The 25,281-nt window shown below is 70.5% G+C and carries 24 protein-coding genes and 2 pseudogenes; 16 read left to right on the plus strand and 10 right to left on the minus strand.

Going from position 1 to position 25,281, the window contains the following annotated elements; translation table 11 throughout:
* Positions 1 to 32 precede the first annotated feature (32 nt).
* The 4 genes from ACZ4MH_RS01255 (at position 33) to ACZ4MH_RS01270 (ending at position 4,953) form a co-directional block, all read left to right on the plus strand.
* A complete protein-coding gene (locus ACZ4MH_RS01255) occupies positions 33 to 776 on the plus strand; it encodes a HalD/BesD family halogenase (RefSeq protein ID WP_351599333.1) in 744 nt (247 codons plus the stop codon).
* Positions 777 to 892: 116 nt separating this feature from the next.
* On the plus strand, positions 893 to 2,047 hold the full coding sequence (locus ACZ4MH_RS01260) for a low temperature requirement protein A (RefSeq protein ID WP_351599337.1): 1,155 nt from the start codon (positions 893 to 895) through the stop codon (positions 2,045 to 2,047).
* Between the two features lie 281 nt (positions 2,048 to 2,328).
* A complete protein-coding gene (locus ACZ4MH_RS01265) occupies positions 2,329 to 3,387 on the plus strand; it encodes a type III polyketide synthase (RefSeq protein ID WP_351599334.1) in 1,059 nt (352 codons plus the stop codon).
* A 54-nt stretch (positions 3,388 to 3,441) separates the two neighbouring features.
* Positions 3,442 to 4,953 (plus strand): acyl-CoA carboxylase subunit beta, encoded by a 1,512-nt coding sequence (locus tag ACZ4MH_RS01270; protein ID WP_351599335.1) that lies wholly within the window; start codon positions 3,442 to 3,444, stop codon positions 4,951 to 4,953.
* Between the two features lie 7 nt (positions 4,954 to 4,960).
* Here the strand turns inward: ACZ4MH_RS01270 and ACZ4MH_RS01275 are convergent, their stop codons facing one another.
* Together ACZ4MH_RS01275 and ACZ4MH_RS01280 are read right to left on the minus strand one after the other, a co-directional pair.
* Positions 4,961 to 5,890, minus strand: a complete 930-nt coding sequence (locus ACZ4MH_RS01275; RefSeq protein ID WP_467753713.1) for a M48 family metalloprotease — start codon at positions 5,888 to 5,890, stop codon at positions 4,961 to 4,963.
* Positions 5,887 to 6,258, minus strand: a complete 372-nt coding sequence (locus tag ACZ4MH_RS01280; RefSeq protein ID WP_351599114.1) for a BlaI/MecI/CopY family transcriptional regulator — start codon at positions 6,256 to 6,258, stop codon at positions 5,887 to 5,889. The genes ACZ4MH_RS01275 and ACZ4MH_RS01280 overlap by 4 nt, the downstream gene beginning before the upstream one ends.
* A 114-nt stretch (positions 6,259 to 6,372) precedes the next feature.
* On the opposite strand from ACZ4MH_RS01280, the gene ACZ4MH_RS01285 reads away from it, so the two are divergent.
* Together ACZ4MH_RS01285 and ACZ4MH_RS01290 are read left to right on the plus strand one after the other, a co-directional pair.
* Positions 6,373 to 7,005, plus strand: a complete 633-nt coding sequence (locus ACZ4MH_RS01285) for a phosphatase PAP2 family protein (protein ID WP_351599115.1) — start codon at positions 6,373 to 6,375, stop codon at positions 7,003 to 7,005.
* A 13-nt stretch (positions 7,006 to 7,018) separates the two neighbouring features.
* Positions 7,019 to 7,678, plus strand: a complete 660-nt coding sequence (locus tag ACZ4MH_RS01290) for a response regulator transcription factor (protein WP_351599116.1) — start codon at positions 7,019 to 7,021, stop codon at positions 7,676 to 7,678.
* Here the strand turns inward: ACZ4MH_RS01290 and ACZ4MH_RS01295 are convergent.
* Positions 7,641 to 8,504: a COG4705 family protein gene (locus ACZ4MH_RS01295; RefSeq protein ID WP_351599117.1), complete on the minus strand. Its 864-nt coding sequence runs from the start codon at positions 8,502 to 8,504 to the stop codon at positions 7,641 to 7,643. The genes ACZ4MH_RS01290 and ACZ4MH_RS01295 overlap by 38 nt on opposite strands.
* Before the next feature lie 274 nt (positions 8,505 to 8,778).
* Here ACZ4MH_RS01295 and ACZ4MH_RS01300 point away from each other — a divergent pair, with 274 nt between their 5' ends.
* Positions 8,779 to 9,342, plus strand: a complete 564-nt coding sequence (locus ACZ4MH_RS01300; RefSeq protein ID WP_351599118.1) for a hemerythrin domain-containing protein — start codon at positions 8,779 to 8,781, stop codon at positions 9,340 to 9,342.
* Positions 9,343 to 9,478: 136 nt separating this feature from the next.
* Positions 9,479 to 10,123, plus strand: a complete 645-nt coding sequence (locus ACZ4MH_RS01305) for a DUF4232 domain-containing protein (RefSeq protein ID WP_351599119.1) — start codon at positions 9,479 to 9,481, stop codon at positions 10,121 to 10,123.
* Positions 10,124 to 10,197: 74 nt separating this feature from the next.
* On the opposite strand, the gene ACZ4MH_RS01310 is transcribed toward ACZ4MH_RS01305, so the two are convergent.
* Positions 10,198 to 11,520, minus strand: coding sequence for a phytase (locus ACZ4MH_RS01310; protein ID WP_351599120.1), 1,323 nt, complete (start codon positions 11,518 to 11,520; stop codon positions 10,198 to 10,200).
* A gap of 414 nt (positions 11,521 to 11,934) precedes the next feature.
* On the opposite strand from ACZ4MH_RS01310, the gene ACZ4MH_RS01315 reads away from it, so the two are divergent.
* Positions 11,935 to 13,098, plus strand: coding sequence for a glycoside hydrolase family 5 protein (locus ACZ4MH_RS01315; protein WP_351599121.1), 1,164 nt, complete (start codon positions 11,935 to 11,937; stop codon positions 13,096 to 13,098).
* Complete coding sequence (locus tag ACZ4MH_RS01320) at positions 13,095 to 14,558, plus strand: glycoside hydrolase family 6 protein (RefSeq protein ID WP_351599122.1); 1,464 nt, start codon at positions 13,095 to 13,097, stop codon at positions 14,556 to 14,558. Before ACZ4MH_RS01315 ends, ACZ4MH_RS01320 begins: the two co-directional genes overlap by 4 nt.
* A 164-nt stretch (positions 14,559 to 14,722) precedes the next feature.
* Here the strand turns inward: ACZ4MH_RS01320 and ACZ4MH_RS01325 are convergent, their stop codons facing one another.
* Positions 14,723 to 15,472: a helix-turn-helix domain-containing protein gene (locus ACZ4MH_RS01325; RefSeq protein WP_351599123.1), complete on the minus strand. Its 750-nt coding sequence runs from the start codon at positions 15,470 to 15,472 to the stop codon at positions 14,723 to 14,725.
* A 6-nt stretch (positions 15,473 to 15,478) separates the two neighbouring features.
* Here ACZ4MH_RS01325 and ACZ4MH_RS01330 point away from each other — a divergent pair, with 6 nt between their 5' ends.
* Both ACZ4MH_RS01330 and ACZ4MH_RS01335 read left to right on the plus strand, forming a co-directional pair.
* Entirely contained in the window at positions 15,479 to 15,889 is a 411-nt protein-coding gene (locus ACZ4MH_RS01330) for a DoxX family protein (RefSeq protein ID WP_351599124.1), read from the plus strand.
* Complete coding sequence (locus ACZ4MH_RS01335) at positions 15,886 to 17,067, plus strand: NAD(P)/FAD-dependent oxidoreductase (RefSeq protein ID WP_351599125.1); 1,182 nt, start codon at positions 15,886 to 15,888, stop codon at positions 17,065 to 17,067. Before ACZ4MH_RS01330 ends, ACZ4MH_RS01335 begins: the two co-directional genes overlap by 4 nt.
* A gap of 80 nt (positions 17,068 to 17,147) precedes the next feature.
* Here ACZ4MH_RS01335 and ACZ4MH_RS01340 read toward each other — a convergent pair.
* Positions 17,148 to 18,053, minus strand: a pseudogene (locus tag ACZ4MH_RS01340) (aldo/keto reductase); the annotation flags it as partial.
* 30 nt (positions 18,054 to 18,083) lie between these two features.
* Positions 18,084 to 18,851, minus strand: a complete 768-nt coding sequence (locus ACZ4MH_RS01345; protein WP_351599135.1) for a glucose 1-dehydrogenase — start codon at positions 18,849 to 18,851, stop codon at positions 18,084 to 18,086.
* A gap of 286 nt (positions 18,852 to 19,137) precedes the next feature.
* Here ACZ4MH_RS01345 and ACZ4MH_RS01350 point away from each other — a divergent pair, with 286 nt between their 5' ends.
* Positions 19,138 to 20,019: a helix-turn-helix transcriptional regulator gene (locus ACZ4MH_RS01350; protein ID WP_351599126.1), complete on the plus strand. Its 882-nt coding sequence runs from the start codon at positions 19,138 to 19,140 to the stop codon at positions 20,017 to 20,019.
* Between the two features lie 43 nt (positions 20,020 to 20,062).
* Positions 20,063 to 20,509, plus strand: a pseudogene (locus ACZ4MH_RS01355) (helix-turn-helix transcriptional regulator); the annotation flags it as partial.
* Between the two features lie 27 nt (positions 20,510 to 20,536).
* Here ACZ4MH_RS01355 and ACZ4MH_RS01360 read toward each other — a convergent pair.
* Positions 20,537 to 21,100 carry a lytic polysaccharide monooxygenase auxiliary activity family 9 protein gene (locus ACZ4MH_RS01360; protein ID WP_351599127.1) on the minus strand — a complete coding sequence of 188 codons (564 nt, stop codon included), beginning with the start codon at positions 21,098 to 21,100 and terminating at the stop codon, positions 20,537 to 20,539.
* A gap of 537 nt (positions 21,101 to 21,637) precedes the next feature.
* Here ACZ4MH_RS01360 and ACZ4MH_RS01365 point away from each other — a divergent pair.
* Both ACZ4MH_RS01365 and ACZ4MH_RS01370 read left to right on the plus strand, forming a co-directional pair.
* Entirely contained in the window at positions 21,638 to 22,045 is a 408-nt protein-coding gene (locus ACZ4MH_RS01365; protein WP_351599128.1) for a DUF2975 domain-containing protein, read from the plus strand.
* A 61-nt stretch (positions 22,046 to 22,106) separates the two neighbouring features.
* The gene (locus ACZ4MH_RS01370; protein ID WP_351599129.1) at positions 22,107 to 22,340 is read left to right on the plus strand and encodes a helix-turn-helix domain-containing protein; all 234 of its coding nucleotides are present in this window, start codon (positions 22,107 to 22,109) and stop codon (positions 22,338 to 22,340) included.
* Positions 22,341 to 22,465: 125 nt separating this feature from the next.
* Here ACZ4MH_RS01370 and ACZ4MH_RS01375 read toward each other — a convergent pair whose 3' ends face one another.
* On the minus strand, positions 22,466 to 23,803 hold the full coding sequence (locus ACZ4MH_RS01375; protein ID WP_351599130.1) for a gluconate:H+ symporter: 1,338 nt from the start codon (positions 23,801 to 23,803) through the stop codon (positions 22,466 to 22,468).
* Positions 23,804 to 23,917: 114 nt separating this feature from the next.
* Complete coding sequence (gudD, locus tag ACZ4MH_RS01380; RefSeq protein ID WP_351599131.1) at positions 23,918 to 25,261, minus strand: glucarate dehydratase; 1,344 nt, start codon at positions 25,259 to 25,261, stop codon at positions 23,918 to 23,920.
* Between the last annotated feature and the right edge of the window lie 20 nt (positions 25,262 to 25,281).

Below are 25,281 nucleotides of genomic sequence, written 5' to 3' on the forward strand. Positions count from 1 at the left end.
GCACACGCGGGTGAGCTGTCACGGTAACCGTCATGACATTGCTGAGCGAAGCCGTTGCCGCGTTCCGCCGGCACGGCGCGGTGAAGGTACCGGCACCGTCGCGGGAATTCCGTCAACTGGCAGATGAGGCACGGGCATTGGCGGAGCAGTACGGGGTCCGCCGGGAGCTGGAGTTCGCCGAGACCGGGCACACGCCGCGGCGGATGCGCAACGTCCGCTGCCAGGAGATCAGCGCCCACGGGCGCGCCATCCCCGCCCTGTACGACTCCCCGGAGATCCGCGCCGTCCTCGGTGAGGTGGCGGGCGAGGAGGTCCTCACCTGCCCCTACGAGCCCGAGCGGTTTGTGATCACCGAGCTGCGCGAGTCCGGCGACACCCATGGCTGGCACTGGGACGACTACAGCTTCGCGCTGGTCTGGGTGGTCGACTGCCCGCCGCCGCGCGACGGCGGCTCCGTCCAGTACGTACCCGGCACGACCTGGAACAAGGCCGATCCGCAGCTGCACCGGCAGCTCGCCGCGGGGCCGGTGCGGACCCTGGACCTGCGCCCGGGCGACCGCTACCTGATGCGTACCGACACCACCCTGCACCGCGTCACTCCCCTGCGCCGCGGCCGTCGGCTGATCGTCAACATGGCGTACGCGGCCCGCCGCGACCTGGCCAAGGAGATCAGCCACACGACCATGGACGGCCTCTGGGCCCCGCCGGCGTCACCGGGCGACCAGGCCGGCCGCGACGTCGGTGGTGACGCCGGTCGGCCGGGAGGCGGCGAGTAGCGGATGCGTACGTCCGCGAGAGGGTGGAAGGGTGGGACTGCCATCGAGCGAGGACAGGGAAGGCAGAGCACGTGAGCGACGAGAGTACGTGGCGTGGTGGAGTGATGCGACGGGCGATGCGGGGGCGTGACCCGGGTGAGGAACACCGTGCTTCGACGCCGCTGGAGCTGCTGTTCGACCTGACGTTCGTGGTCGCGGTCTCGCAGGCCGCCGCCGAGCTGCACCACGCGCTGGCCGAGGGGCACCTCGGCGCGGCGCTGTCCGGGTACGCCGCGGTGTTCTTCGCGATCTGGTGGGCGTGGATGAACTTCTCCTGGTTCGCCTCCGCCTACGACACGGACGACGTGCCGTACCGGCTGCTGACCCTGCTGCAGATGGCGGGGGTGCTGGTACTGGCCGCGGGCGTACAGTCCGCATTCGAGCACGGCGACTTCACCGTGGTGGTCGTCGGCTATGTGATCATGCGGGTGTCGATGGTCACCCAGTGGCTGCGGGCCGCGGTGGAGCATCCGCAGGGCCGTGGCGCGGCCGTGCGGTACGCCGTCGGGATCATCGTCGTGCAGGCCGGGTGGATCGCCCGGCTGTGGACGCCCGAGGCGTGGGCGTGGGTCACGTTCGTGGTGCTGGTGGCCGCGGAGCTGGCCGTGCCGGCCTGGGCGGAGTACCGGGGACGGGCCACGCACTGGCACCCCGGCCACATCGCCGAACGCTACGGCCTCTTCACCATCATCGTGCTCGGCGAGGTCATTCTCGCCGCCTTGGCGGCCGTGCGGTCCGCCGTGAGCGAGGGGGGACTGACCGCCGGGCTGTTGATGATCGTCGTCGGCGGTCTGCTGCTGGTCTTCTGCCTGTGGTGGACCTATTTCACCGGCCCCGAGGTCGCCCTGCCGAATCTGAAGACCGCCCTCACCTGGGGATACGGCCACTACGTGATCTTCGCCGCCGTCGCCGCCCTCGGCGCCGGCCTGGAAGTGGCTCTGGGGGCCACGGAGCACCACGGGCACCTGTCCGTCCGGGGCGCGGCGCTGGCCGTGGCCGTGCCGGTGGCGATCGTCCTGGTCGCCCTCGGCGTCCTGCACCGCCTGACCGGCACCGGCGCCGTGGGGCACGAGCTCTTGGTGGCCGCCGGCGCCCTCGTCGTGCTGGCGTTGGGTTTCGCCGCCCCGGGCATCGGGGTGGGCGGCGCGGTACTGGGAATGGGGCTGGCCGTCGCTGCCACGCTGGCCGCCAACCTGATCGGCATCCACCGCCGCACCGCCGCCGCGGCCTGACCCGCGGGGAGCTTTACCAGGAGATTGCCCACCGGCCGAAGACGCCGGTGAGGTGATCAGGAAACTCGGGGAACCGGCAGGTCACACGGCCTGCCGGCGCCCGTGTGCCGTCGGCGGCGGCGCCCGGTCATGGGCGGCCCGGTGCGCGGAACGGCGGTCGGTGCCGCTCGGGGACATCGTCGCCGCATGCGGGAAACCGCCTCCTCGTGCAGGGTGGAGGGAGTGGACCGCACCCGCGCGTTCGGCCGTCACCCGGCCGTCCCCGACGGAAGAGCACCACCGTGACCACTCTCTGCAAGCCCTCCGTGGCCGTCCCCGAACACGAGATCACACTGCGGGACAGCCTCGACCTCGCCCGCAGACTGCACGCGGGAAACCCGCAACTGCCCCTGGTGCTGCGGCTCATCGAGAACACGGGTGTCCGTACGCGCCGCCTGATCCAGCCCGTAGAGCAGACCCTGCGGCATCCGGGCTTCGAGGCCCGCAACGCCCTCTACGTGGAGCATTCCAAACGCCGCGTCCCGCCGGTCGTCGACCAGGCCCTCGCCAACGCCGAGCTGTCCGCCGAGGACGTCGACGCCATCGTCTACGTGTCGTGCACCGGCTTCACGATGCCCTCGATGACGGCGTGGCTGATCAACGAAATGGGTTTCCGCCCGGAGACCCGGCAGATACCGATCGCCCAACTGGGCTGCGCGGCAGGCGGCGCGGCCGTCAACCGGGCCCAGGACTTCTGCGCCGCCCACCCCGGCGCCAACGTACTGATCGTGGCCTGCGAGTTCTGCTCGCTGTGCTACCAGCCCGCGGACGACGGGGTCGGTTCCCTGCTGTCCGACGGCCTGTTCGGGGACGCGGTCGCCGCCGCTCTGGTCCGCGGGACCGGCGGCATTGGAGTACGCCTGGAACTCAACGGCTCGTACCTGATCCCGCACACCGAGGAATGGATCCGTTACGACGTACGGGAGACGGGCTTCCATTTCCGGCTGGACAAGCGCGTACCGACCACCATGGAACCGCTAGCCCCCGCGCTGCGGCAACTCGCGGCCCAGCACCTGTGGAACGCCTCCGCACTGGACTTCTACATCGTCCACGCCGGCGGGCCGCGGATCCTCGACGACCTGAGCCGGTTCCTGGACGTCGCGCCCTCCGCGTTCCGGCACAGCCGGGCCACGCTCACCGAGTACGGCAACATCGCCAGCGCCGTGGTCCTCGACGCCCTGCGCCGGCTCTTCGAGGAGGGCTCCGTCGCGGAGGGCGGGCAGGGCCTGATGGCGGGGTTCGGCCCCGGCATCACCGCGGAGATGACGCTCGGCTCCTGGACGGGCGAGGCCGCTCCATGACCAACGGAGCGGTCCCGCAGGCGCATTGGGACACCCCTCATCAGAGGACACGCCATGCCTTACACCGACCTCCACCAAGTCTCCTCCTCCGAGCGAAGAGCGGCCCCGCCGCCCAAACTGACGGCCCCGGAACGCATGGCGCTGCTCTTCGACGAGGGCACGTACACCGAGCTCGAGCCCCTGCGGCGGCACTGTGCCACCGGCTTCGGGCTGGAGGACAACCGCCCGTACGGCGACGGGGTGGTGACCGGCTGGGGCTCCGTGTACGGGCGCACGGTGTTCGCCTACGCCCATGACTCCCGGGTCTTCGGCGGATCCCTCGGCGCCGCCCATGCCGCGAAGATCCACAAGGTGATGGATCTGGCGCTGACCTCGGGAGCGCCCCTGGTGAGCCTCAACGACGGCGCGGGCGCCCGCATTCAGGAGGGGGTGAGCGCCCTGGCCGGGTACGGCGGCATCTTCCTCCGCAACGCGCGGGCGTCCGGGGTGATCCCGCAGATCTCCGTGATACTCGGCCCGTGCGCCGGCGGGGCCGCGTACTCGCCGGCCCTGACCGACTTCGTGTTCATGGTCCGCGGCCCCTCGCGGATGTACATCACCGGCCCGGACGTGGTGCACGCCGTCACCGGGGAACGGGTCTCCCACGACCGGCTGGGCGGCGCGGACGTGCACAGCGGGGAATCGGGGGTGGCCGCCTTCGTCCACGACGACGAGGCCGACTGCCTCGACGACGTGCGCTATCTGCTGTCGCTGCTGCCGTCCAACAACCGGCAGTTGCCGCCCGAGGAGCCCTCGGCCGACCCGCCCGACCGGGCCTGCGAGGCGCTGCGGGACCTGGTCCCGGCCGACGGCAGCCGCCCGTACGACATGCGCGAGGTGATCAGCGAGATCGCCGACGACGGGGAGACGTTCGAGGTCCACGAGTCCTGGGCGCGGAACATGGTGTGCGCGCTGGCCCGGCTGGACGGTCATGTCGTGGGCTTCGTGGCGAACCAACCGCTGGTCCTGGCCGGTGTGCTGGACATCGGCGCCAGCGAAAAGGCCGCGCGCTTCGTCCAGTTGTGTGACGCCTTCAACATCCCGCTGGTGACTCTCGTGGACGTGCCCGGCTTTCTGCCCGGCGTCGCTCAGGAGCACCAGGGCATCATCCGCCACGGGGCGAAGTTGCTGTACGCGTACTGCAACGCCACCGTGCCCCGCGTCTCCGTGGTGCTCCGCAAAGCCTACGGTGGCGCGTACATCGTCATGGACTCGCGCTCCGTCGGCGCGGATCTCTCCTTCGCCTGGCCGTCCAACGAGATCGCCGTGATGGGCGCCGAGGGCGCCGCCGACGTCGTCTTCCGCAAGGAGATCACCGCGGCCGAGGACCCGAGCGCGGTGCGGGCGCAGCGCATCGAGGAGTACCGCAGGGAGCTGATGCACCCTCAGCACGCCGCCGAACGGGGCCTGGTCGACGACATCATCGACCCGGCCGACACCCGGTCGATCCTGGCCCGTTCCCTCGCCATGCTCCGCACCAAGCACGCCGACCCGCCCCCGCGCGACCACGGGAACCCGCCGGCCTGACGGTTGGTCAGCGACTCACCTCGCCCTGGGCGACCTCGACCCGGTGGTGGAAGTCGAGCACGCCGTCGGCCGCGGCGGAGAAGGAGACGGCCGCGTGGACGGCGAGGAGCAGGGCGATCCAGGAAGCGGCCCGGGTGTGGCGTCGGGGAGCCGCGAGCAGGGCCGCCACTCGCTGCGGGACGGGGCCGGCGGTCGCGGCGGAGGCGAAGTCCGGCCGGGCGGAGCGGGTGACGCCGGTGGCCAGTGCCGCGCGGGCGATGGCCTGCGCGGTCAGCCGCCGGTCCCCGGTCGTGGCGGCGGCGGCCTCGTCCGCGGCGCGCTCCGCGGCGAGCCGGATCGCGGCGCGGGCCGGGCGCAGGCCGGGATGGCAGTGGGCGGCGAGCTCGGCGGCGGCGAGGAAGTAGTGGTGGCCGCCCGCGTTGTGGGCGCGCTCGTGGGCGAAGAGCGCTTCCCGTTCGGCGGGGCCGAGGCTGCGGAGCATGCCCATGGTGACGACGATGCGGTGCGGCCTGCCCGGCAGTGCGTACGCGTCGGGGTCCGGGGAGTCGACGATGCACAGGTCACCCGCCGCGGGCCGACGGGCGGCCTGCCGGTGGGCGACGCGGAACGCGCGGGCCTGACGCAGGGCCGAGCGCGCGAGCGTCCAGCAGCTGACGGCCAGTATGCCGGTGGCCACCGCCGCCGTCGGCAGGACCAGGAGGGCCGACGGGGTGTGGAGCGGGTGGATCAGCTCGCCGAGCCCGGCGAAGAGCGGCACCCTGAGCAGCCCGAGCAGGGCCAGCGCGCCGAGCGCGGCCACGGAGGAGGCGGCCAGGACCAGTACGACGAGCGTCAGTACCCACAGCGCGGCCACGGGCGCGAGCCGGTCGAGGCAGCGGCGGGCGAGCAAGGGCGCGGCGAAGGGCAGCAGCAGCGGGACGAGGAGCAGGACCGTCACTGCTCACCCGATTCCAGCAGGTCCCGCAGGAGCCGCTCGTCGTCGGGGCTGAGCTGGGCGACGAAGCGGGCCAGCACCGTCTCGCGGTCGATGTCCCCGTCGAGCGCGCTGTGCATACGGCGTGCGGTCAGCCCGGGAGCGTCCTGGACGGGGAAGTAGGCGTATCCCCGCCCCTCGCGGGCCCGGCCGGCCATGCCCTTCTCGTGCAGCCGGGACAGGATCGTCGTCACTGTCGTACGGGCGAGGCCGGAGCCGAGCTCCACCTGCACCCGGCCGGGCGTGAGCGGCCCGTCGGCGGCCCAGAGGGCGGCCATCACGGTGGCTTCCAGTTCGCCCGCCGGCCGGCGTTCGTCCTTCGAGTCGGTCATGGGAACGATCCTCACACCGCTATCGTCTACAGTCCAGTAGACCGTCTACAGCATTGTAGTCAGCGGGGTGCGCCTCCCGGCGCGCCCACCCCCGTGATGGAAAGAAGCACGGCCATGATCCTCGCCTTCGACGGCTCCTCCCTCGACGGTTCCGTCTACACCGAGGTGGTGGCCCTCGCCCACCACTCCCCCACCTGGCTGGACGGCCTGGTGTCCGGCTGGTCGGCCTATGGGCTCGCCCTGTTCGCCGTGCTCATGGTGGTCGCGTGGTGGCGCGCGAGAGGCACCAGCCCTTCAGCCGCGGTACTGGCGCTCGCCGCGCCGGTGATCGTGGTCCTGGCGTACGCCGTCGATGACGCGCTGAAACTCGCGGTGCGTGAGGACCGCCCGTGCCAGAGTCTGCATGTGATCACGCTGGAGGCGTGTCCGGCGCCGGGCGACTGGTCCTTCCCCAGCAATCACGCGGCCATCGCCGCGGCGGCCGCGGTCGCGCTGCTCGCCGTCGGGCGCCGCCTCGGCTCGGTCGCCGTCGGGCGTCGTCTCGGCCTGGTCGCCGTACTGGCCGCGTGTGCGATGGCGCTCTCCCGGATCTGGGTCGGCGCGCACTACCCGCACGACGTCGTGGCCGGTGCGCTCGTCGGCACCCTCGTCGCCGCCGCCGCGGTGTCCGTACTGCGCCGGTGGCCGGATGCCGTGGCCCGGCGGATCACGGCCACCCGGCTGCGTCCCCTGCTGACGACCTCATGAACCGCGAGGAAGCATGGGCCACAGGATCCTGATCGTCGAGGACGATCACGCCCTGCGCGACGTACTCCTGCGCGGCCTGCGCGAGGAGGGTTTCGATACCGTGCCCGCGCGGGACGGCGCCACCGCCCTGCGGCTGGCCACCGACGACATCGCCGCTGCCGTGCTGGACGTCGGGCTGCCCGACGCTGACGGACGGGACGTGTGCCAGGCGTTCCGGGCGAACGGCTTCCACTCCCCCGTCATCTTCCTGAGCGCCCAGCACGGGATCACGGACCGGCTCAGCGGCTTCTCCGCCGGCGGCGACGACTACCTGCCCAAGCCTTGCCACCTCGCCGAACTCGCCGCCCGCCTCCGCGCGGCACTGCGGCGCTCCGTTCCCCGCCCGGCCACCCTCGGCGCCCTGACCCTGGACGCCGTCCGGCACAGCTGCACCGCCCACGGCATCCGGATCGACCTGACCCCGACGGAGTTCCGCCTGCTCGCCGCCCTCATGGCGGCGCCCGGCGACCTCGTGCGCAGGCGCGAGCTGATCAGGGCGGGCTGGCCCGAGGGCGCCCACGTCAGCGAGAACACCCTCGACCAGTACCTGACCCGGCTGCGCCGCAAGCTGCGCGGCGCGGACAGCGACCTGACGATCAGCACCGCCCGCGGGCTCGGCCACCGCCTTTCATGACGACATGGGCGTACCCCATGAGGCCGGCCAGGAGGGCGAGAAGTACGGCCGAGGAGCCTGCCGTACCGAGGTCGAGGCCGCCCTTGGCGAGCGGCTTGGTGAGGAAGTCGCCGGCGGTCGCGCCAAGCGGCCGGGTGAGGACGAAGGCGATCCAGAACAGCAGGACGTTCGGTACGACGGGGACGCGCATGAGGACGAGCAGTACCGCCAGCAGCCCGGTGACGAGCAGCGCGCCTCCCGCGTAGCCCAGACCGGAGCTGTCGGACAGGAAGTCCCCCATGGAGGTGCCGAGCGTGTTCGAGACGAGGATCGCCGCCCAGAACAACGCCTCCGCACGGAAGGTGACGATGTCGCGGATCGAGAACGTCAGCCCCGTGCACCTCCAGACCACGAAGATGGCGATCAGGAGCGAGACGAGGATCGCGGCGCCGGTGGGGTACCCCAGCCCCAGCCCCTGCGGCCCCCAGCCCAGCGACGCGGCCCCATTGGTGAGGTACTTTGCGCTGGCGTCCCGGTTCGTGAAGTCGGACATCGTCGTGCCGGCCATGCTGGTCGACAGGATGACGGTCCAGTACAAGAACGGGTGGTAGCGCCGGGACCCGAGCTGGGTGACCAGCGTGACCACGAAGACCACGAACAGCGCGATCGTGGTGAGGAAATAGCCCAGCTGGAGAGTCTGGGCGAAGAGATCACCGGCCGTCTCGCCCAGCGTCGTCGCGGCGATCTTCATGATCCAGAAGGCCAGGGTGACCTCCGGCATCTTCTTCACCGCGCGCCTGCCGGCGTCGGTGGCATTCACATCGGTCAGGACTTCCGCTTCGTGCAACGCCCATCATCCCGTCTGGCACTTCCCGGCGTTCGCCGGCTGCTGACTGTCGCGCCCGACCGTGCCACCCGCAGCCTGAACACATCCTGAACGCCCGATGCCACCTCGACTGTCACGTTCTGCGCCTTCTCCTGGGTCCGCCCGGCGGCTGCCCCTGGGTACGTCGTACGGCTGCCGCCGGCGCGCGGAATTCCCGTACGAAAACGAGAATGAGCGCGAGGTCGGCTGGTACTCGTACGTCGTCACGGCACGAGAGAGGAACAAGGGACAGAAAATGGCACACGGCGGAAACGTCATCGAGGAGCTGACCACCGACCACCGGGAGGTCGACGAAATCTTCTCCCGGATCGAGGCATTGCCGCCCGGTGACCCGCAGCGCAAGGAACTCGCGGACCAGGCCATCATCGAATTGGTACGTCACTCCATCGCCGAGGAAATGCACCTCTATCCGACGGTGCGCCGCTGCCTCGCGAACGGCGACAGCGTGGCCGACAAGGAGATCGAGGACCATTCGTCGGCCGAGCGCACCATGAAGCAGCTGGAGAGCTGCCAGGCCGACGATCCCGACTTCGGCCGGCTCATCACCACCCTCATCAGCGAGATCCGCAGCCACGTCGCGGACGAGGAGAACAACCTCTTCCCCCAGCTGCGGCAGGCGGCGAGCGCGGAGGAACTCGACGAGCTGGGGGAAAAGGTCCGCCAGGCAAAGAAGGCCGCGCCGACCCGCCCGCACCCCGCGGCACCGTCCACTCCCCCCGCCAACAAGATCCTCGCTCCCGGCGCGGGTCTGGTCGACCGGGCCCGCGACGCGCTCTCCGGGCGCGGCAAGGGCCACTGACGTGAATTCGCGCCATGGGCCGCGGCGGCAGCGGGACGCCAGCGCTACGACAGCGGAACGTTAGTCGCCGCGGTCAACCTGGTACCACAGCGGGAACGACTCCGCGGAACTCACACCATCGCACGGGGGACCCCACATGCGTACATTCCAGCTCCGAGCCGCCACTCTGGCCGCCGCCACCGCCGCACTGGCCCTGGGCCTGACCGCCTGCGGCGGCGCGGGCAGCGCCGGCGACAGCGGTGCGAAGGGAACGAAGTCTTCCCCTGCGTACACCGCAAAGGACGCTTCCGGCACCGACACCGGCGTCGCCGCCGCGAACTCCGGCAAGGTCACCAACGCCCATGCCGCCGGCACGCGTCAGTGCGACGGCGACGAGATGTCGTACTCCGTACTGCACCGCTTCCCGAAGCAGCAGGGCGAGCACCTGCTGATCACCGCACGGAACGCCGACTCCAAGCCCTGCTGGGTCACTTCGTATCCGTCCGTCATCCTCGGGAACACCTCGAACGTCCTGCCCCACTCGAAGAAGGACGCCCCGGGCGGCAACACCCGGATCACGGTCCGGCCCGGCGGCAAGGTCTACTCCGCCGTGGCCCTCTTCACCGACAGCGCGAAGACGCACACCTCGTCGAAGCTCTCCCTCGCCATGCGCGACGGGACCGGCGACACCGGCCCGGCCACCGAGCAGGAAGCCTTCAACAGCAAGGGCAAGCCCTCGAAGTTCACCTGGTCCGACGCCGACGTCCTGAACTGGAACACCGCAAAGCCGTACGACTTCTGACCGCTCACCACTCAGGCGCTGCGCGGGCGGGGAGGGACGTCCCTCCCCGCCCGCGCAGCGCGCGGGACCGTCCGTCAGTCGTCGATCGTCTTCATCACGTCGGCGAGGTCCACGAACTTGAAGTCCGTGGCCTTGCGGTCGTCGTCCGCCGGTGCGTCGTGGCCGTCCTGGACGACGAGCAGGCCGTGCGGGTACTTCGCGCCCAGGGGTGCGTTGAGTACGGCGGCTCCGTCACACTCCTCGGAGCCGTCGACGCTCGCCGAGGCGGGGGTGACGCGGAATCCGCCCTCGTACTCGTTGTCGTCGCCCAGCTCACGGTCGTACGCGGCGAAGGTGTTGTCGCCCTGGCTGGAGGCGAGCAGATAACCGTCTCCGTCGTCCTCGGTGAGCAGCGTCAGCCCCTCGACGTCGGCCGTGATCCGGGTGCCGCCGTAGCCGGGGTCGGCGCCCGGGACGCACTCGTCGGTCCCCTCGTCGTACTTCCCCGGAATCCCGTACTCGCGCACCTTGTCGACGAGGTGCGGCGATCCCGTGAGGTCGGCCCGCATCCGCCAGATGCCGACGTCCTCCTGGCCGGCGTAGAGGGTGCCGTTGGCCGGGTCGACGGCCATGCCCTCGACCTGGGGCAGCTCGCCGGGCTCGGCACAGGGCGTCCACGAAGTGCCATTGGGGAGCCGGAAGGCGGACGGCAGGTCCAGGGTGCGGACCTTGTGGTAGCCGACCTTGCCGCCGGGCGCCGCGGTCAGTTCGAGCAGGGCGAGGGTGGTGCGGTTGCGCCGGCTGACGAGGGCGTAGGACCGCCCGGTCGAGGCGTCGGTCCAGGTGGCGAGGCCGTAGGCGGTCTGCTGCTCGTTGATCTCGCCCTGGTCCGCGGAGAACACCGGCGGCGCGGCGGGGTCGGTGACGTCGGTGAGCGGGCCACCAGGCCGGTCCCGGTCGATGCGGTAGATCCGCAGCGTGTCACGGCCGCGGTCGCTGGCCACCGCCACGTCGGCCCGGCCGCCGGACGACAGGCGCAGGCCGTGTACGAGGTCGACGTTGTTGAAGCGGCCGGGGGCGTCGTCCGGCCCCGGCGCGGGCGGTGCGGGGAGCGACTGTACGGGCCGGGCGTCGAGGTCGTAGACCCGCAGTCCGCCCTGCTTGGCCGTGGCGATCACCAGGCTGCGGCCGGGCTCGGCGGCGTCGCGCCAGATCGCCGGGTCGTCCGCGTCGGCGTCTCCGCCTGCCTTGTCGTCAAACAGCGCGGGGGTCTCGGCCTTGGGGCTCACGGCGGGGAGAGCGCCGGTGGTCTGGCCACCGGCCTCGGCGGGCGCGGCCGCGGCGAGGGCGGCGAGGGCCGTGCACAGTAACACGGTGATCGATCTGGCGGGCTGACGGTTGGTCAGTCGGCTGCTCATGCGAACGCTCCTCGGCGTGGGGGGTTGATCAAATACCGTGCTGAGCTTCGGACTTCGGCGTGTCGGTCGGGTGAACACCACATGGACCGGTGCCCGACCGGGGTATGAGCACGCGGTGAATCGGCCCGCCCGAGAGCGTCACCGCGCCCGAAATGAAGTAATGAAGGCACGCAGAAGGCACAACCGTGCCAACCGCCAGTGGGAACGAGCCCAATATCGCCGTGCGGGGCGGCACGGTCAAGAGGGCCTGGGCACTGTTTGAAGTATCGAACAGGCATTTTGAAAAAGGACTGCGCTGCCTCTGTTGCTTGAAGTCGCTTGGCGGTACCTTCCGAAAGCGGAAACCTCAGTGGGAACGATTCCATCAGTCGGCACATGCGTCCCCGTACGCATCCGAGCTGCAAGGAGTCGCTCATGCGACACCCCCCTCGTTTGTTCCTTCTGCTCTCCTCCCTCCTGGTCACCGCGGTGCTCACGACGACGAGCACCGCAACGGCAAGCGCCACCGGGCCCTTCGCCGCGAAGCCCGCCCCACGGGCTGCCGCGGACGCTCCGCCCGAACTGCACGTGGACGGCAGCCGTTTGGCCGATACGACCGGTGCCACCCGCCGCCTGCTCGGAGTCAACCGCTCCGGCGGTGAGTTCATGTGCGTCCAGGGCCACGGCATCTTCGACGGCCCGGTCGACGACGCGTCCGTCGCGGCCATCGCGGACTGGCGAGCCAACACGGTCCGGATACCGCTCAACGAACAGTGCTGGCTGGGTACGGACAACATCAAACCCGAGTACCGGGGCGCCAACTACATCGAACCCGTACGGCAGTTGGTCTCACGCGTCGAAGCACACGGCATGACGCCGGTCCTCGAACTCCACTGGAGCTGGGGCCAGTACACCGGCAACTCCGCCGGCTGCTCCGACATAAACGCCGGCTGCCAGAAACCAATGCCCGACGCGCGCTACAGCCCCGCGTTCTGGACCTCGGTGGCGAACACCTTCAAGAACGACCCGCGGGTGGCCTTCGACCTCTTCAACGAGCCCTACCCGGACCGTGCCACCGCGACCACGACGCAGGCGTGGACCTGCTGGCGGGACGGCGGCAACTGCCCCGGCATCGGCTACGAGGTCGCCGGCATGCAGGACCTGCTGGACGCGGTGCGGGCCACCGGCGCCCGCAACCTCGTCCTGGCCGGCGGCCTCGCGTACGCCAACGACCTGAGCCAGTGGCTCCCGTACGCGCCGCGCGACCCGGCCGGAAACCTCGCCGCCGCCTGGCACGGCTACAACTTCAACGCATGCGCGAACGAGACCTGTTGGGACTCCTCACTCGCGCCGGTCGCCGCCCGCGTGCCCCTCGTGGCCGGCGAGATCGGCGAGAACACCTGCGGGCACGCCTTCGTGGACCGCGTCACGAAGTGGTTCGACGACCGCGGGCTCTCCTACCTCGGCTGGACCTGGAACACCTGGGACTGTTCCGCCGGCCCGGCCCTGATCAGCGACTACCACGGCACACCGACCGCGTACGGCACCGGGCTGCGCGACCGGCTGCGCGCCCTCGACACACAAGGACGGACATCATGAGCCGCACATTCCCCACTCTGCCGCCCCGGCGGCGTACGGCACTGCTCGCCGCCTGCGCACTGCTCGCGGCCGGCGCCGGCACGGCCACGGTACTGAGCCCGGCGGCGAGCGCCGCGGCGCCCGGCTGCACCGCCGCCCACGGCACAGGGCAGGCATTACTCGCGGCCGCCACGTCGGACAGAGCCACCTGCGCGGCCGCACCGGCAGCCGCCAAGGTCGACAATCCGTACGCCGGCGCCAAGGGGTACGTGAACCCCGAGTGGTCCGCGAAGGCCGCGGCCGAACCCGGCGGCAGCAAGGTCGCCAACCAGCCGACCGGCGTCTGGCTCGACCGCATCGCCGCCATCAACGGCGTGAACGGCGGCATGGGCCTGCGCGACCACCTGAACGAGGCCCTGAAGCAGAAGGGCAACGGCGAACTCGTCGTCCAGCTGGTGATCTACAACCTCCCGGGGCGCGACTGCGCCGCGCTCGCCTCCAACGGCGAACTGGGCCCGACCGAGATCGACAAGTACAAGACGCAGTACATCAACCCGATCGCGGCGATCCTCGCCGACAGCAAGTACGCCTCACTGCGCATCGTCACCACGGTGGAGATCGACTCCCTGCCGAACCTGGTCACCAACGTCAGCGGCCGGCCGACGCAGACCCCGCAGTGCGATGTGATGAAGGCCAACGGCAACTACGTCAAGGGCGTCGGCTACGCCCTGAACAAGCTGGGTGCCATCCCCAACGTCTACAACTACCTCGACGCCGGACACCACGGCTGGATCGGCTGGGACGACAACTTCGGCCCCTCCGCCGAGCTGTTCAAGCAGGCGGCGACCGCCGAGGGCAGCACGGTCGACAACGTGCACGGCTTCATCGCCAACACCGCCAACTACAGCGCGCTCAAGGAGGACAACTTCTCGATCAACGATTCGGTCAACGGCGTGTCCGTGCGCCAGTCCAAGTGGGTGGACTGGAACCGGTACGTGGACGAGCAGTCCTTCGCGCAGGCCTTCCGCGACAAGCTGGTCTCCGTGGGCTTCAACTCCGGCATCGGCATGCTGATCGACACCTCCCGCAACGGCTGGGGCGGCACGGCACGGCCCACCGGCCCGGGAGCGAAGACGAGCGTGGACACGTACGTCGAGGGCGGCCGCTACGACCGGCGCATCCACCTGGGCAACTGGTGCAACCAGGCGGGCGCGGGCCTGGGCGAACGACCGAAGGCCGCTCCCGCACCGGGCATCGACGCGTACGTCTGGATGAAGCCGCCGGGCGAGTCCGACGGGGCCAGCAAGGAGATCCCCAACAACGAGGGCAAGGGCTTCGACCGGATGTGCGACCCGACGTACACGGGTAACGCCCGCAACGGCTACCACATGTCCGGCGCCCTGCCGAACGCCCCGCTCGCCGGGCAGTGGTTCTCGGCACAGTTCCAGGAACTCCTGAAGAACGCCTACCCGGCGCTGTAGGCCGGCCACGGCCGGCCGAAACAGCCATGGCCGGCAAGCAACGCGAGGAAGGCGGCTGCCCCACCCAGGAGGCAGCCGCCTTCCGTCTCGTCGAGCCGCACGAAGAGAAGCGCACCACGCTTCTGGGCACGGGGCGGGATGTGACGGGCCGTCAACCGTGCGCCTTACGCTTCGGCACGTCGCACGGACACAGGCGTACGCCCGATGAAGTCCCGTGCGGTACGCGCGAGGTGGGCCTGGTCGGCGAAGCCCGCGGTGGCTGCGGCCAGGGCGGCAGTCGAGTCCGGCAGGTCGGCGATCGCGGTGCGGAGCCGGCCCCATCGGCGCAAGCGTGCAAGCGCAATGCCCACGTCCTGCCGGACCAGGGCACGCAGCCGCGGGGCCGACAGGCCGACCTCGAGGGCGATGGAGGTGATGGGCATGTCCGGATCGCGCACCGTACACAGGTGCACAGCGTGGGCGACTCTCGGATCGAGCAGGGCTGGGCGCCCGGCGAGTGTCCGCAACTCGGCGTATCCGGCGGCCAGATCCACGCAGGTGCCGGGGCCGTCGGAACCGGTGGTACCGAGCGCGGCGAGCAGGCGGCGGACCTCACCGGCATCGAGCCGTATCGGCCCCGGGCAGGAGGGCAGCAGCCAGGAGTCGATGAACAGGGCGAGGTAGGGAGAGGTCGCCGCACAGGCGTGTGCCAGCTGGGGCGGAACGATCAGCCCGGGCGCCGCCACCGTGGGCCGCCCCGGCTGGAGGAGTTCGACATGGCCACCGATCGGCAGCACGGCTTTCCACGCCGGCAGCCGGTGTGGGGCCACGCGGAACGGGCGGGACTCGGCGAACATCGTCGCCTCGGGCCCAGAGGCGAAGACGATGCGGCGATCGTTTTGTTCAAGCGCCCAGGCACGAGGTGAATCGATCATCGTGCCATGCACGCTATCGGTTCCGTTGCCCTGGCGGTGTTCCTGATCGTCACAGGGGTCGCGCATTTCCTGGCGCCCGCCTACTTCCGCACGCTGGTACCCGCGTGGCTCCCCCGGGCGCGGCTCCTCGTCGCCGTCAGCGGGGCGGCGGAGATCGTGGTGGGTGCGCTGGTACTGGTCCCGTGCGGCAGGCAGTCCGGGGGCTGGGCCGCCACCGTCCTGATCACCTCCTACCTGGTGTCCCACGTGGACGCACTGCGCCGCGCGCACCCGGACCGGCCCCGGCTGCTGGAGCGGCCGGTCGGTGCGGTGGCTCGGCTGGTGACAAACGTCCTGTACATCGCCTGGGCGGTTGCCGTGGCCAAGCCGCCCGTACTCACAGTCACAATCACAGTCACAGAGGAAGTCATGCCATGAGTGCCATGAGCCATCGCATCGTCGTCGTGGGCGCCGGTTACGCCGGTCTGCTGGCGGCCAAGCGCCTCGCCCGCAAGCTGCGCCGGAGCGATGTCACGATCACGCTGGTCAACGCCTCGGACCGGTTCATCGAACGGGTCCGGCTCCATCAGCTGGCCGCCGGGCAGCCAGTGGCGGCGCTGTCATTGCGCCAGCAGCTCAGCGGTGCATCGGTCCAACTGGTCGTCGGACACGTGACCGCGATCGATACCACTGGCCGGACCGTGCGTATCGATACCACTGCCCGGACCGCGTGTATGGACGCCGAGCCCCGAGCGGTCGGCTACGACACCCTGGTGTACGCGCTGGGCAGTCGGGCGGCACGGCTCGACGACGTCCCGGGAGCAGCCGAGCACGCGTACGCTGTCGCCGGCCCTGAGCAGGCAACTCGGTTGCGGCACAGGATTGCCGGGATGGCGTCAGGCGGCACTGTCGCGGTGGTCGGCGCAGGCCTGACCGGGTTGGAAACCGCCTCGGAACTGGCCGAGAGTCGCCCCGAGTTGCGAGTCCGGCTGTTCACCGGTGCTGCTGACGCGGGATCCGGGCTCGCGCCACGCGCCCGGACCCACCTGCGGCGCGCGCTCGACCGGCTGGGCGTCTCGGTGCATCCGAAGTCCGTTGTCGCGGCGGTGCGGGAGGACGGCTTGGACACCCGCGACGGCGCGTCGTTCGCCGCTGACGCCGTCGTGTGGACCACCGGGTTCCAGGCGCCGGAGCTGGCGCGCGCGGCCGGATTCGCAACGGACGAGAGCGGCCGGATGCTCGTCGACACCACGCTGCGCTCGATCTCGCACCCCGAGGTGTACGCTGTCGGCGACGCGGCTGCCGCGGTGTCGGTGGGCGGAGCGCCGAGCCGAATGTCCTGCCAGGCGGCCCTGCCCATGGGCCGGGGTGTGGCCGACGTCGTTGCGGCTCGGCTGACGGGCCGGGAACCCGAACCCGTTCGGATCGGTTACACCTTCACCAACATCAGCCTTGGCCGGCGTGACGGTGTCGTCCAGTTCACCCACGCCGACGACCGCCCGCGCAGCCTCGTCCTGACAGGACGCGCCGCGGCGGCCTTCAAGGAGGCTGTCGTGCGAAGCACAGTACGGTCCGGGCCGCGGGGCGAGCCGGCCGGTGACGAGCCGGAGTTCTGAGCCAATCCCCCTACCGCAGAACGAAGTTGTGGCCTTTCGAGGTCCGCTGAGAAACGCGTCAGAAACGCGTCAGGAACGCGTCAGAACCACGACGGTCCGGCGTTCACGTACGGATCCTCCAGGGCGGCCGCTTCCTCGTCCGACAGCCGGAGCGTGAGCGCGTCGACGGCCTGCGGTAGATGGTGCCGCTCGGTGGCTCCGACGATGGACGCCGAGACCAGCGGATTGCGCAGCACCCAGGCGAGTGCGACCTGGGCCATGCTGACGCCACGGGCTTCGGCGAGTTGTTGCACAGTATCGATGACCGGCGCGTCGTGCTCGCTGTCAAAGGACCGCACGACGTGGTCGGTACGAGAGCGGGTGCTCTGCTCGCCGGCGGGGCGCGCAAGGCGGCCCTTCCCGTTGGGCGAATACGGCACCAGCCCCACGCCCATGTCGCCGCACATGGCCATGAGTTCCGGTTCGTCCTGCCTGCGCAGGAGGTTGTACTGGTTCTGCATGGACACGAAGCGGGTCCATCCGCCGAGGTCGGCGGCGTGCTGGAGCTTGGCGAACTGCCAGGCGTACATGGACGAGGCGCCGATGTAGCGGACCTTGCCGGCCTTGACGACGTCGTGCAGTGCCTCCATCGTCTCCTCGACCGGGGTGTCGTCATCGAAGCGGTGGATCTGGTACAGGTCGATGTAATCCGTGCCCAGCCGGGTCAGGGACGCATCCACCTGTTCCAGGATCGCCTTGCGGGACAGGCCCGCACCGCCCGGGCCGTCGTGCATCTTGCCGCGGACCTTGGTGGCGAGCACGATGTCCTCGCGCCGGGAGTACTCGGTGAGGGCGCGGCCGACGATCTCCTCGGAGGTCCCGGCCTGATAGACGTTGGCGGTGTCCCAGAAGGTGATGCCCAGCTCGACGGCCTGCCGGAAGAACGGTACAGCCTTGTCCTCAGTGAGCGCCCAGGGGTGGGCGCCGGGGACGGTCGGGTCGCCGTAACCGCGTTTTCGGTGGTCTTATCGGTGGCCTCAGTGGGTGGTGAAGCCGCCGTCGACCGGCAGGGCGACGCCGATGACGAAGCTGGCGCCGGGGCTGCACAGCCACAGGACGGCCTCGGCGATCTCCTCAGCACGGCCCAGCCTGCCGATGGGCTGCTGCTTCAGGATCTCGGCCATGGCGTCAGCCTGGCTTTCGAGCATGTCGGCGACCATGGGGGTGTCGATCGTGCCGGGGCACACTGCGTTGATGCGGATGCCCTTGGGGGCGTACTCGACCGCGGCGCTCTTGGTCAGGCCGATCACGCCGTGCTTGGAGGCGTGGTAGGCGGCGCGCTCGGGCAGCCCGACCAGGCCGCCGAGGGAGGAGCAGTTGACGATCGCGCCAGAGCCCTGGGTACGCATCTGGCGCAGCTCGTGCTTCTGAGCAGCCCAGACGCCGCGCAGGTTGACGGCGTTGACGCGGTCGAACTCCTCGGCCTTCTCATCGGCGGCGTCGGACGGCGGGGCCTGGATACCGGCGTTGTTGAAGGCCATGTCCAGGCGGCCGAAGGCGGAGACCGCGCGGTCGACTGCGGCGGCGGCCTGGTCCTCGTCGGTGACGTCGCACACCACACCGATGGCCTGGTGGCCGGCATCGATGAGTTCCTTGGCCGCCTTCTCCACGGCGTCCTTGTTGAGGTCGGCCAGGACGACGGCGGCACCGGCCTGGGCGAAGGCTCGGGCGGCGGCCAGTCCCATGCCGGAGGCGGCGCCGGTGACCAGGGCGACCTGGCCTTCGAAGTTGTACTGCGGGTTCACGAGAGGTCCCATCTGCTTGTTGTTGTGCTTTTCCGCGCGGATGCCCAGCGCCCCCCGCAGGGAGAGGCGGGCATCTGCTTCCCTTCCGTCCTGCGCCCTCCGTCCTGCGCCCTGCGCCCTGCGCCCTGCGCCCTGCGCCCGCCAGCGGTGCCGGCGGAGCGGCGGGGTGGCCAGTAGCTGGCCTGCTATCGATGAAACAGCAGGTCACAGGCGCGCGGAAGGACCCCTTGATACGTGTACTGGCAGTACACCCCTCGCACCCCAGGGGCGTCGTAACCTCGAAGACATGGACAACCGAAGCGAGGTCCGCGAGTTCCTCACCAGCCGCCGCGCCAAGATCACCCCGCAGCAGGCCGGCCTGCCCGCCGCAGGCCACCGGCGGGTGAAAGGGCTGCGCCGCGAGGAGGTCGCGATGCTCGCCGGCGTGAGCGCCGAGTACTACGCCCGCATGGAGCGCGGCAACCTCTCCGGTACCTCCGAGGCCGTCCTGGACGCCCTGGCCCGCGCACTGCAGCTCGACGACTCCGAGCGGGCCCACCTCATGGACCTGGCTCGCACCGCGAGCACCACCCGGCGTCCCATACGCCGCCGCACCGCCCAGCCCATCCGGCCCGGCCTGCAGCAATTGCTTGACGCGATGACCGAGGCGCCCGCGTTCATCCGCAACGGCCGCCTCGACGTCCTGGCCACCAACCGGCTCGGCAAGGCACTGTACTGGCCGCTGTTCCAGGACCCGGCCCGGCCGGTGAACATGGCCCGCTACCAGTTCCTCAACCCGGGCGCCGCCGAGTACATGACCGAACTGGACGCACAGCGTGCCACGGCTGCGGCACTGCTGCGCACCGAAGCGGGAAGGGACCCCTACAACCGTGAACTGAGCGACCTGATCGGCGAACTCTCCACCCAGAGCGAGGACTTCCGAACCCTGTGGGCCGCACACAACGTGCGCCTGCACCACACCGGCCTCAAGCGCTTCCACCACCCCGCCGTCGGCGACCTCACCCTCGCCTTCGAGGCCCTGCCCGTACCCAACGACCCCGGCCTCACCCTCACCGCCCTCAGCGCCGAAGCCGGCACGCCCGCCCACGACGCGCTGAAGCTGCTGGCCACCTGGTACGCCACCCTCGATCACAACGAGCCGCACCCGCATACCCGCACCAGGAAGTGAACCAGGATCCCCTCCCGTCTACGGCAACCGCCGGGTTCCGGGGCTGCGCCGGGGCGAGGTCGCGACGCTGGCCGGGGTGAGCGTCGAGTACTACACGCGGCTGGAGCGCGGCAGTCTCGGCGGGGTCTCCGACAGCGTCCTGGACGCGCTCGCCTCCGCACTGCGGCTCGATGACACCGAGCGGGCGCACCTGTACGACCTCGCGCGCGCCGCCAACACGCGCCCCGGCCGGGTGCGGCGCCGTCCCGAGCGGCCGAGTCTGCGGCCCGGGGTGGAGCGCATGGTCGGGGCGATGCCCACGCTGCCGGTGTGCGTGACGAACAGCCGCTTCGACGTCCTGCTCACCAATCCGCTCGGCCGCGCGCTGTACTCGGAGATGTACGCCGACCCGACCTGCGGGGCGAACACGGCCCGCTTCTGCTTCCTCAGCCCCGCGGCGCGACGGTTCTACACCGACTGGGAGCGCATCGCCCAGACGGCGGTGGGGGTGCCCCGGCGAACCCATGCGATCACAGCACTAGCTGAAGTCGAGATCAATCACCTGATAGATGGCGTCCCCCCGGTCAGCGATCTCCCAGGTCGCGAGGAGCACGTGATAGCCGGTGCGCTGTGGCAGTGGCACCTGGTGGGTGGTGGGATTGGAGGGAGTCAGCTCCGTCTGCATCGTCCAATAGGGCTGGGGCGTGAGCTCCACGGAATGGAACGGGTCTGTATCGAACTGGGAGCGCGCCAGGGGCTGGAAGGGGTTCCAGTTCTGCTTGGTGATGAAGTACGACCACCGACGCGTCGGATTGCTTACCGGGAATCGCCATTGCACGTCGAGCGTTTCGCCGGAAGCGACGTGGTGCTTCTGCCAGTGGGTGCCGGGCTCGTCCAGCTGGAAAGCTTCGGCCCTCCCGGCACTGGCGATCCGGCCGTCTGCGGGCGGCGCGGCGCTGGCGACGTCGGATTCGGCAATTCGATCGGTACCACCACTCTTCGTTGCGGGGAAGAACTTTCCCGCCGCAAGTTCCCCCCAGAGCCACTCAGGCAGGGAGGCGAATTCGGCACGGGTGGCTGGAGCGCTGATGTATCCGGGCACAGGAGTTCCTCCGATCGGTGAAGCACCAGTTTCTACGCGTCAGCAGGCGAGATCAACAACTCGATTCAGGCCACCACTGGGGCACTGGCTCAGTTGTTTCGAACGGACCGTCGGAAACGACCTAGGGCCGGCGCGCGTTGTTCGCCCTTTCGAGTGGACGGCCCATCTCCCTGACTACTGGGGCACTAATGTCCCCGTCATACAGAAGGTCACGCCTGCCTACAACGCAGAAGTCACCGGCACCGGCGGGCGCGACGGCACGGCCAAGTCCACTGACGGCAAGCTGGATACGAGACTCTCCACATCGAAGGAGCGGCGGCGCGGGGGGGCGATGGCACCAATCCGGAGCAACTGTTCGGCGCTGCCTACGCGAATGGCTTTCTGGGTTCGGTGAAGTTCGTCGCCGGCCAGCAGAAGATGAGCGACCCTTCGAGGGTTGGTTGGGTTTGCGCGTCGACGAGTGGGCTTCCAGTGCTCTCACCGCATAGGTTCACCGGATTGGTGTCTCCGGGTTCTGCGCCGGTTCAGGGAGCGATCGTGGTCGCCCAGGTACGGAACAGCGTGAGGGCCTCGGCGAGGTTTTCGGGGCCGCACGCGCCGTGGAAGGTCTTCTCAGCGGTCCAGGCCCAGACCCAGTTCTGCAGCTGGTCAAGACGCGCTGGACGCGGGCGTGCGGGACCGGAGGTCGGGCGGCCGCTCGACCGGGGCCGGCACCTCTTCAGCGTCGGTCGGATCGTTGTCATCCCGTCGACGGCGGCCGACGCGGCCGACGAGGTCGAGCAGTTTCCCGCCTACGCCCCTTACGCCATCCCGTACGTGGTGGTGGCGACCCTCGGTGTCGCCTGTGTGCAGGTCGCGCTCGTCGCCGTGTGGGGCCTGCTCGGCATGGTGCGGCACGGGGCGATCTTCACGCCGCGGGAGCCGCGTTCGCCATGCTCACCGTGATCATGCGCGGTCTCCTGCACCGGGCGACGGCGCTCCAGACGGAGATGGCCGAGGTCATCTGATGGCGATCGTCGTCGACCTGGACCGCCGGCTCGCCGAACGCGGCTTGGCGGTAGGGGAGTTCGCCGCCCTCATCGGCATCACCCCGGCCAACCTCGCCGTCCTCAAGAACGGCCGGGCGAAGGCGGTGCGGTTCACCACGCTCGACGCCATCTGCCGCGCCCTCGACTGCCGGCCCGGCGACGTACTGCGCTGGGTACCCGACGACGCCGGGGGAGACGTCCCGCTCCACTGACCCGCCGTGTGTTCTCCGCGTGGGGACGCCGCCGGCCGCCCGCACCGGCCCACCATGGCGGAGGCACCGCCGGGCCACGTATGGGGTGCGGTGCCTCCGCCGGTCGATCCGTATCCGTACTGCCGCTACACCCCGAGGGCGCCGAGTGCCGCCTGCATGGCGAAGACGCCGCCGAGGCCCAGGAGGGCGAGGACCGTGGTGTAGGTGGTGCGTGCCTTGATGGCGTCGAGGACCGACAGGTTGAAGTACTCCTTGAACATCCAGAAGCCGGGGTCGTTGACGTGCGAGAACGCGATGGAGCCGCAGGAGACCGCGAGCACCATCAGCTCCGGGTGGACACCGCTGCCGGCGGCGAGGGGTGCCGCGATGCCCGCCGCGGTGGTCACCGCGACCGTCGCGGAGCCGAGCGCGATGCGCAGGATGGCGGCGATCAGCCACGCCAGGAGGATCGGCGAGACGGTCCAGCCGTCGGTGAGGCTCTTGATGTAGTCGGCGATGCCCCCCTCGACCAGCACGTTCTTGAAGGCGCCGCCGGCACCGATGACCAGCAGGATCATCGCCATGGCCTTGGCCGCGTCACCGCACGACGCGGCCACGTCCCCCAGCGAGCGGCCGATGCGCGGGCCGAACGCCCAGGCTGCCAGGATCAGGGCGAGCAGCAGGGCGACCGGGGCCGAGCCGATGAAGGCGATCAGCGGCATCCCGGCGTGGTGTTCGCCGAGCGCCATCTCGGCCACCGAGGCGCCCGCGATGAGTACCACCGGGAAGAGCGCGACCGAGAGGGACCAGCCCATGCCGGGCATCTCCTCGTCGGTGAAGGAACGGTCGCTGACGAGTCCGGTGGGGATGGACGGGTTCATCCGGCGGACGAAGGCCAGCCGGGGCCATATCAGCGCGATGAGCGCGCCGGCCGGGACGGCGATGAACAGGCCGAAGAAGAGGGTCCTGCCGATGGAGGCGTCGAAGGTGGCAGCGACGGCGGTCGGGCCGGGGTGCGGCGGCAGGAAGCTGTGCATGGTGGACAGCGCGATGGACATCGGCAGGCCGATCCACAGCAGGTTCTTGCCGGTCACCCGGACCAGCGTGAACGCCACCGGCACGATGATGACGAAGGCCACCTCGTAGAACATGGTGACGCCGATGAGCATGGCCGTCACCACCATGGCGACCTGGACCCAGCGGTCGCCGAACCGGGCGGACATGGTGGTGGCGATCCGCTGGGCCGCACCGGAGTCGCCCATCACCCGGCCGACCATCGCACCGAGCCCGATCACGAGCATGGTGTCGCCGATCTGGCCGCCGACGCCCTCGCTGAGGACGTCGGGGATCTTCTCCGGGCTGATTCCCCGGACGACGGCCACGGCCACCGCGACCAGCAGCAGGGCGATGAACCCGTTGAGCTTGAGCCGGGTCATCAGGAACAGCAGCGCGACCACGCTGAGCGCCACGACGAGCAGGGGCATCTCACTTCTCCCTTGAAGTGATGCCGAGACGTGGGCCGCCGGAGGTGAGGACCTGGCGGGCCGGAATCCCGGGTGCTGAGTGGACGGGAAGAGGGTGCGAAGGCACAGGCCGGCTCAGCGCACCAGCGCCGGCCGCTTCGGATCGAACTTCCAGCCGGGGAGGAGGTACTGCATGCCCGCGGCGTCGTCGCGGCCGCCGAGGCCGAGGTCGAAGTAGAGCTGTTCGGCCGCCTCGACGCGTTCCATGTCGAGCTCGACGCCGAGCCCGGGGCGGTCGGGCAGGGCGATGGCACCGTCGCGGATGGCGAGCGGCTCGCGGGTCAGGTGCCGGCCGTCCTGCCAGATCCAGTGCGTGTCGATCGCGGTGATGTCGCCGGGCGCGGCGGCGGCGACGTGGGTGAACATCGCCAGTGACACGTCGAAGTGGTTGTTGGAGTGCGAGCCCCAGGTCAGTCCCCAGGCGTCGCACAGCTGGGCCACGCGGACCGAGCCGTTCATGGTCCAGAAGTGCGGGTCGGCGAGCGGGATGTCGACGGCGTCGGACTTGACCGCGTGGCCGAGCTGCCGCCAGTCCGTCGCGATCATGTTGGTGGCGGTGGGCAGGCCGGTGGCGCGCCGGAACTCGGCCATCGTCTCCCGTCCCGAGTAGCCGCCCTCGCCGCCGCAGGGGTCCTCGGCGTACGCCAGGACGTCGCGCAGTCCGCGCCCGAGCTCGATGGCGTCCTTCAGCAGCCAGGCGCCGTTGGGGTCGAGGGTGATGCGGGCCTCGGGGAAGCGCTCGGCGAGGGCCGTGACGGCGGCGGCCTCGGCGGGGCCGTCCAGTACGCCGCCCTTGAGCTTGAAGTCCTGGAAGCCGTACCGCTCCTGGGCCGCCTCGGCGAGCCGGACGACGGCCTCGGGCGTGAGCGCTTCCTCGTCGCGCAGCCGCAGCCAGTCGTCCTTGGCGTCGGGGTCGTGGCGGTAGGGCAGGTCGGTGCGCGTCCGGTCGCCGACGTAGAAGAGGTAGCCGAGGACGGGAACGCTGGTGCGCTGGACGCCCTCACCGAGCAGTGCGGCGGTCGGTACGCCGAGGTGCTGACCGAGCAGGTCGAGCAGGGCGGACTCGACGGCGGTCACCGCGTGCACGGTGACGCGCAGGTCGAAGGTCTGGGCGCCGCGGCCGCCGGAGTCGCGGTCGTTGAACCGCTCGCGTATCGCCCGCAGCACGGCGTGCGGGTCGCCGACGGACCGGCCGACGACCAGGTCGCGGGCCTCTTCCAGGGTGGTGCGGATGCCCTCTCCACCGGGTACCTCGCCGACGCCGGTGCGGCCCTCGGAGTCGGTGAGCAGCACCAGGTTGCGGGTGAAGTACGGGGCGTGGGCGCCACTGAGGTTCAGCAGCATGCTGTCCTGGCCGGCGACCGGGATGACGCGCATCGCGGTGACGACGGGCGTACCGGCAGGGGGTGTGGTGGTCATGGTGCGGTGCCTTTCGGAGC

The organism is Streptomyces sp. NPDC026301, from assembly GCF_055567935.1.

Bases quoted from the DNA above. Each gene is read 5' to 3' on its own strand.
- ACZ4MH_RS01255 (WP_351599333.1), top strand. From the start codon at position 33: ATGACATTGCTGAGCGAAGCCGTTGCCGCGTTCCGCCGGCACGGCGCG.
- ACZ4MH_RS01260 (WP_351599337.1), top strand. From the start codon at position 893: ATGCGGGGGCGTGACCCGGGTGAGGAACACCGTGCTTCGACGCCGCTG.
- ACZ4MH_RS01270 (WP_351599335.1), top strand. From the start codon at position 3,442: ATGCCTTACACCGACCTCCACCAAGTCTCCTCCTCCGAGCGAAGAGCG.
- ACZ4MH_RS01280 (WP_351599114.1), bottom strand. From the start codon at position 6,258: ATGACCGACTCGAAGGACGAACGCCGGCCGGCGGGCGAACTGGAAGCC.
- ACZ4MH_RS01285 (WP_351599115.1), top strand. From the start codon at position 6,373: ATGATCCTCGCCTTCGACGGCTCCTCCCTCGACGGTTCCGTCTACACC.
- ACZ4MH_RS01290 (WP_351599116.1), top strand. From the start codon at position 7,019: ATGGGCCACAGGATCCTGATCGTCGAGGACGATCACGCCCTGCGCGAC.
- ACZ4MH_RS01300 (WP_351599118.1), top strand. From the start codon at position 8,779: ATGGCACACGGCGGAAACGTCATCGAGGAGCTGACCACCGACCACCGG.
- ACZ4MH_RS01305 (WP_351599119.1), top strand. From the start codon at position 9,479: ATGCGTACATTCCAGCTCCGAGCCGCCACTCTGGCCGCCGCCACCGCC.
- ACZ4MH_RS01310 (WP_351599120.1), bottom strand. From the start codon at position 11,520: ATGAGCAGCCGACTGACCAACCGTCAGCCCGCCAGATCGATCACCGTG.
- ACZ4MH_RS01315 (WP_351599121.1), top strand. From the start codon at position 11,935: ATGCGACACCCCCCTCGTTTGTTCCTTCTGCTCTCCTCCCTCCTGGTC.
- ACZ4MH_RS01320 (WP_351599122.1), top strand. From the start codon at position 13,095: ATGAGCCGCACATTCCCCACTCTGCCGCCCCGGCGGCGTACGGCACTG.
- ACZ4MH_RS01325 (WP_351599123.1), bottom strand. From the start codon at position 15,472: ATGATCGATTCACCTCGTGCCTGGGCGCTTGAACAAAACGATCGCCGC.
- ACZ4MH_RS01330 (WP_351599124.1), top strand. From the start codon at position 15,479: ATGCACGCTATCGGTTCCGTTGCCCTGGCGGTGTTCCTGATCGTCACA.
- ACZ4MH_RS01335 (WP_351599125.1), top strand. From the start codon at position 15,886: ATGAGTGCCATGAGCCATCGCATCGTCGTCGTGGGCGCCGGTTACGCC.
- ACZ4MH_RS01350 (WP_351599126.1), top strand. From the start codon at position 19,138: ATGGACAACCGAAGCGAGGTCCGCGAGTTCCTCACCAGCCGCCGCGCC.
- ACZ4MH_RS01370 (WP_351599129.1), top strand. From the start codon at position 22,107: ATGGCGATCGTCGTCGACCTGGACCGCCGGCTCGCCGAACGCGGCTTG.
- ACZ4MH_RS01375 (WP_351599130.1), bottom strand. From the start codon at position 23,803: ATGCCCCTGCTCGTCGTGGCGCTCAGCGTGGTCGCGCTGCTGTTCCTG.
- gudD (WP_351599131.1), bottom strand. From the start codon at position 25,261: ATGACCACCACACCCCCTGCCGGTACGCCCGTCGTCACCGCGATGCGC.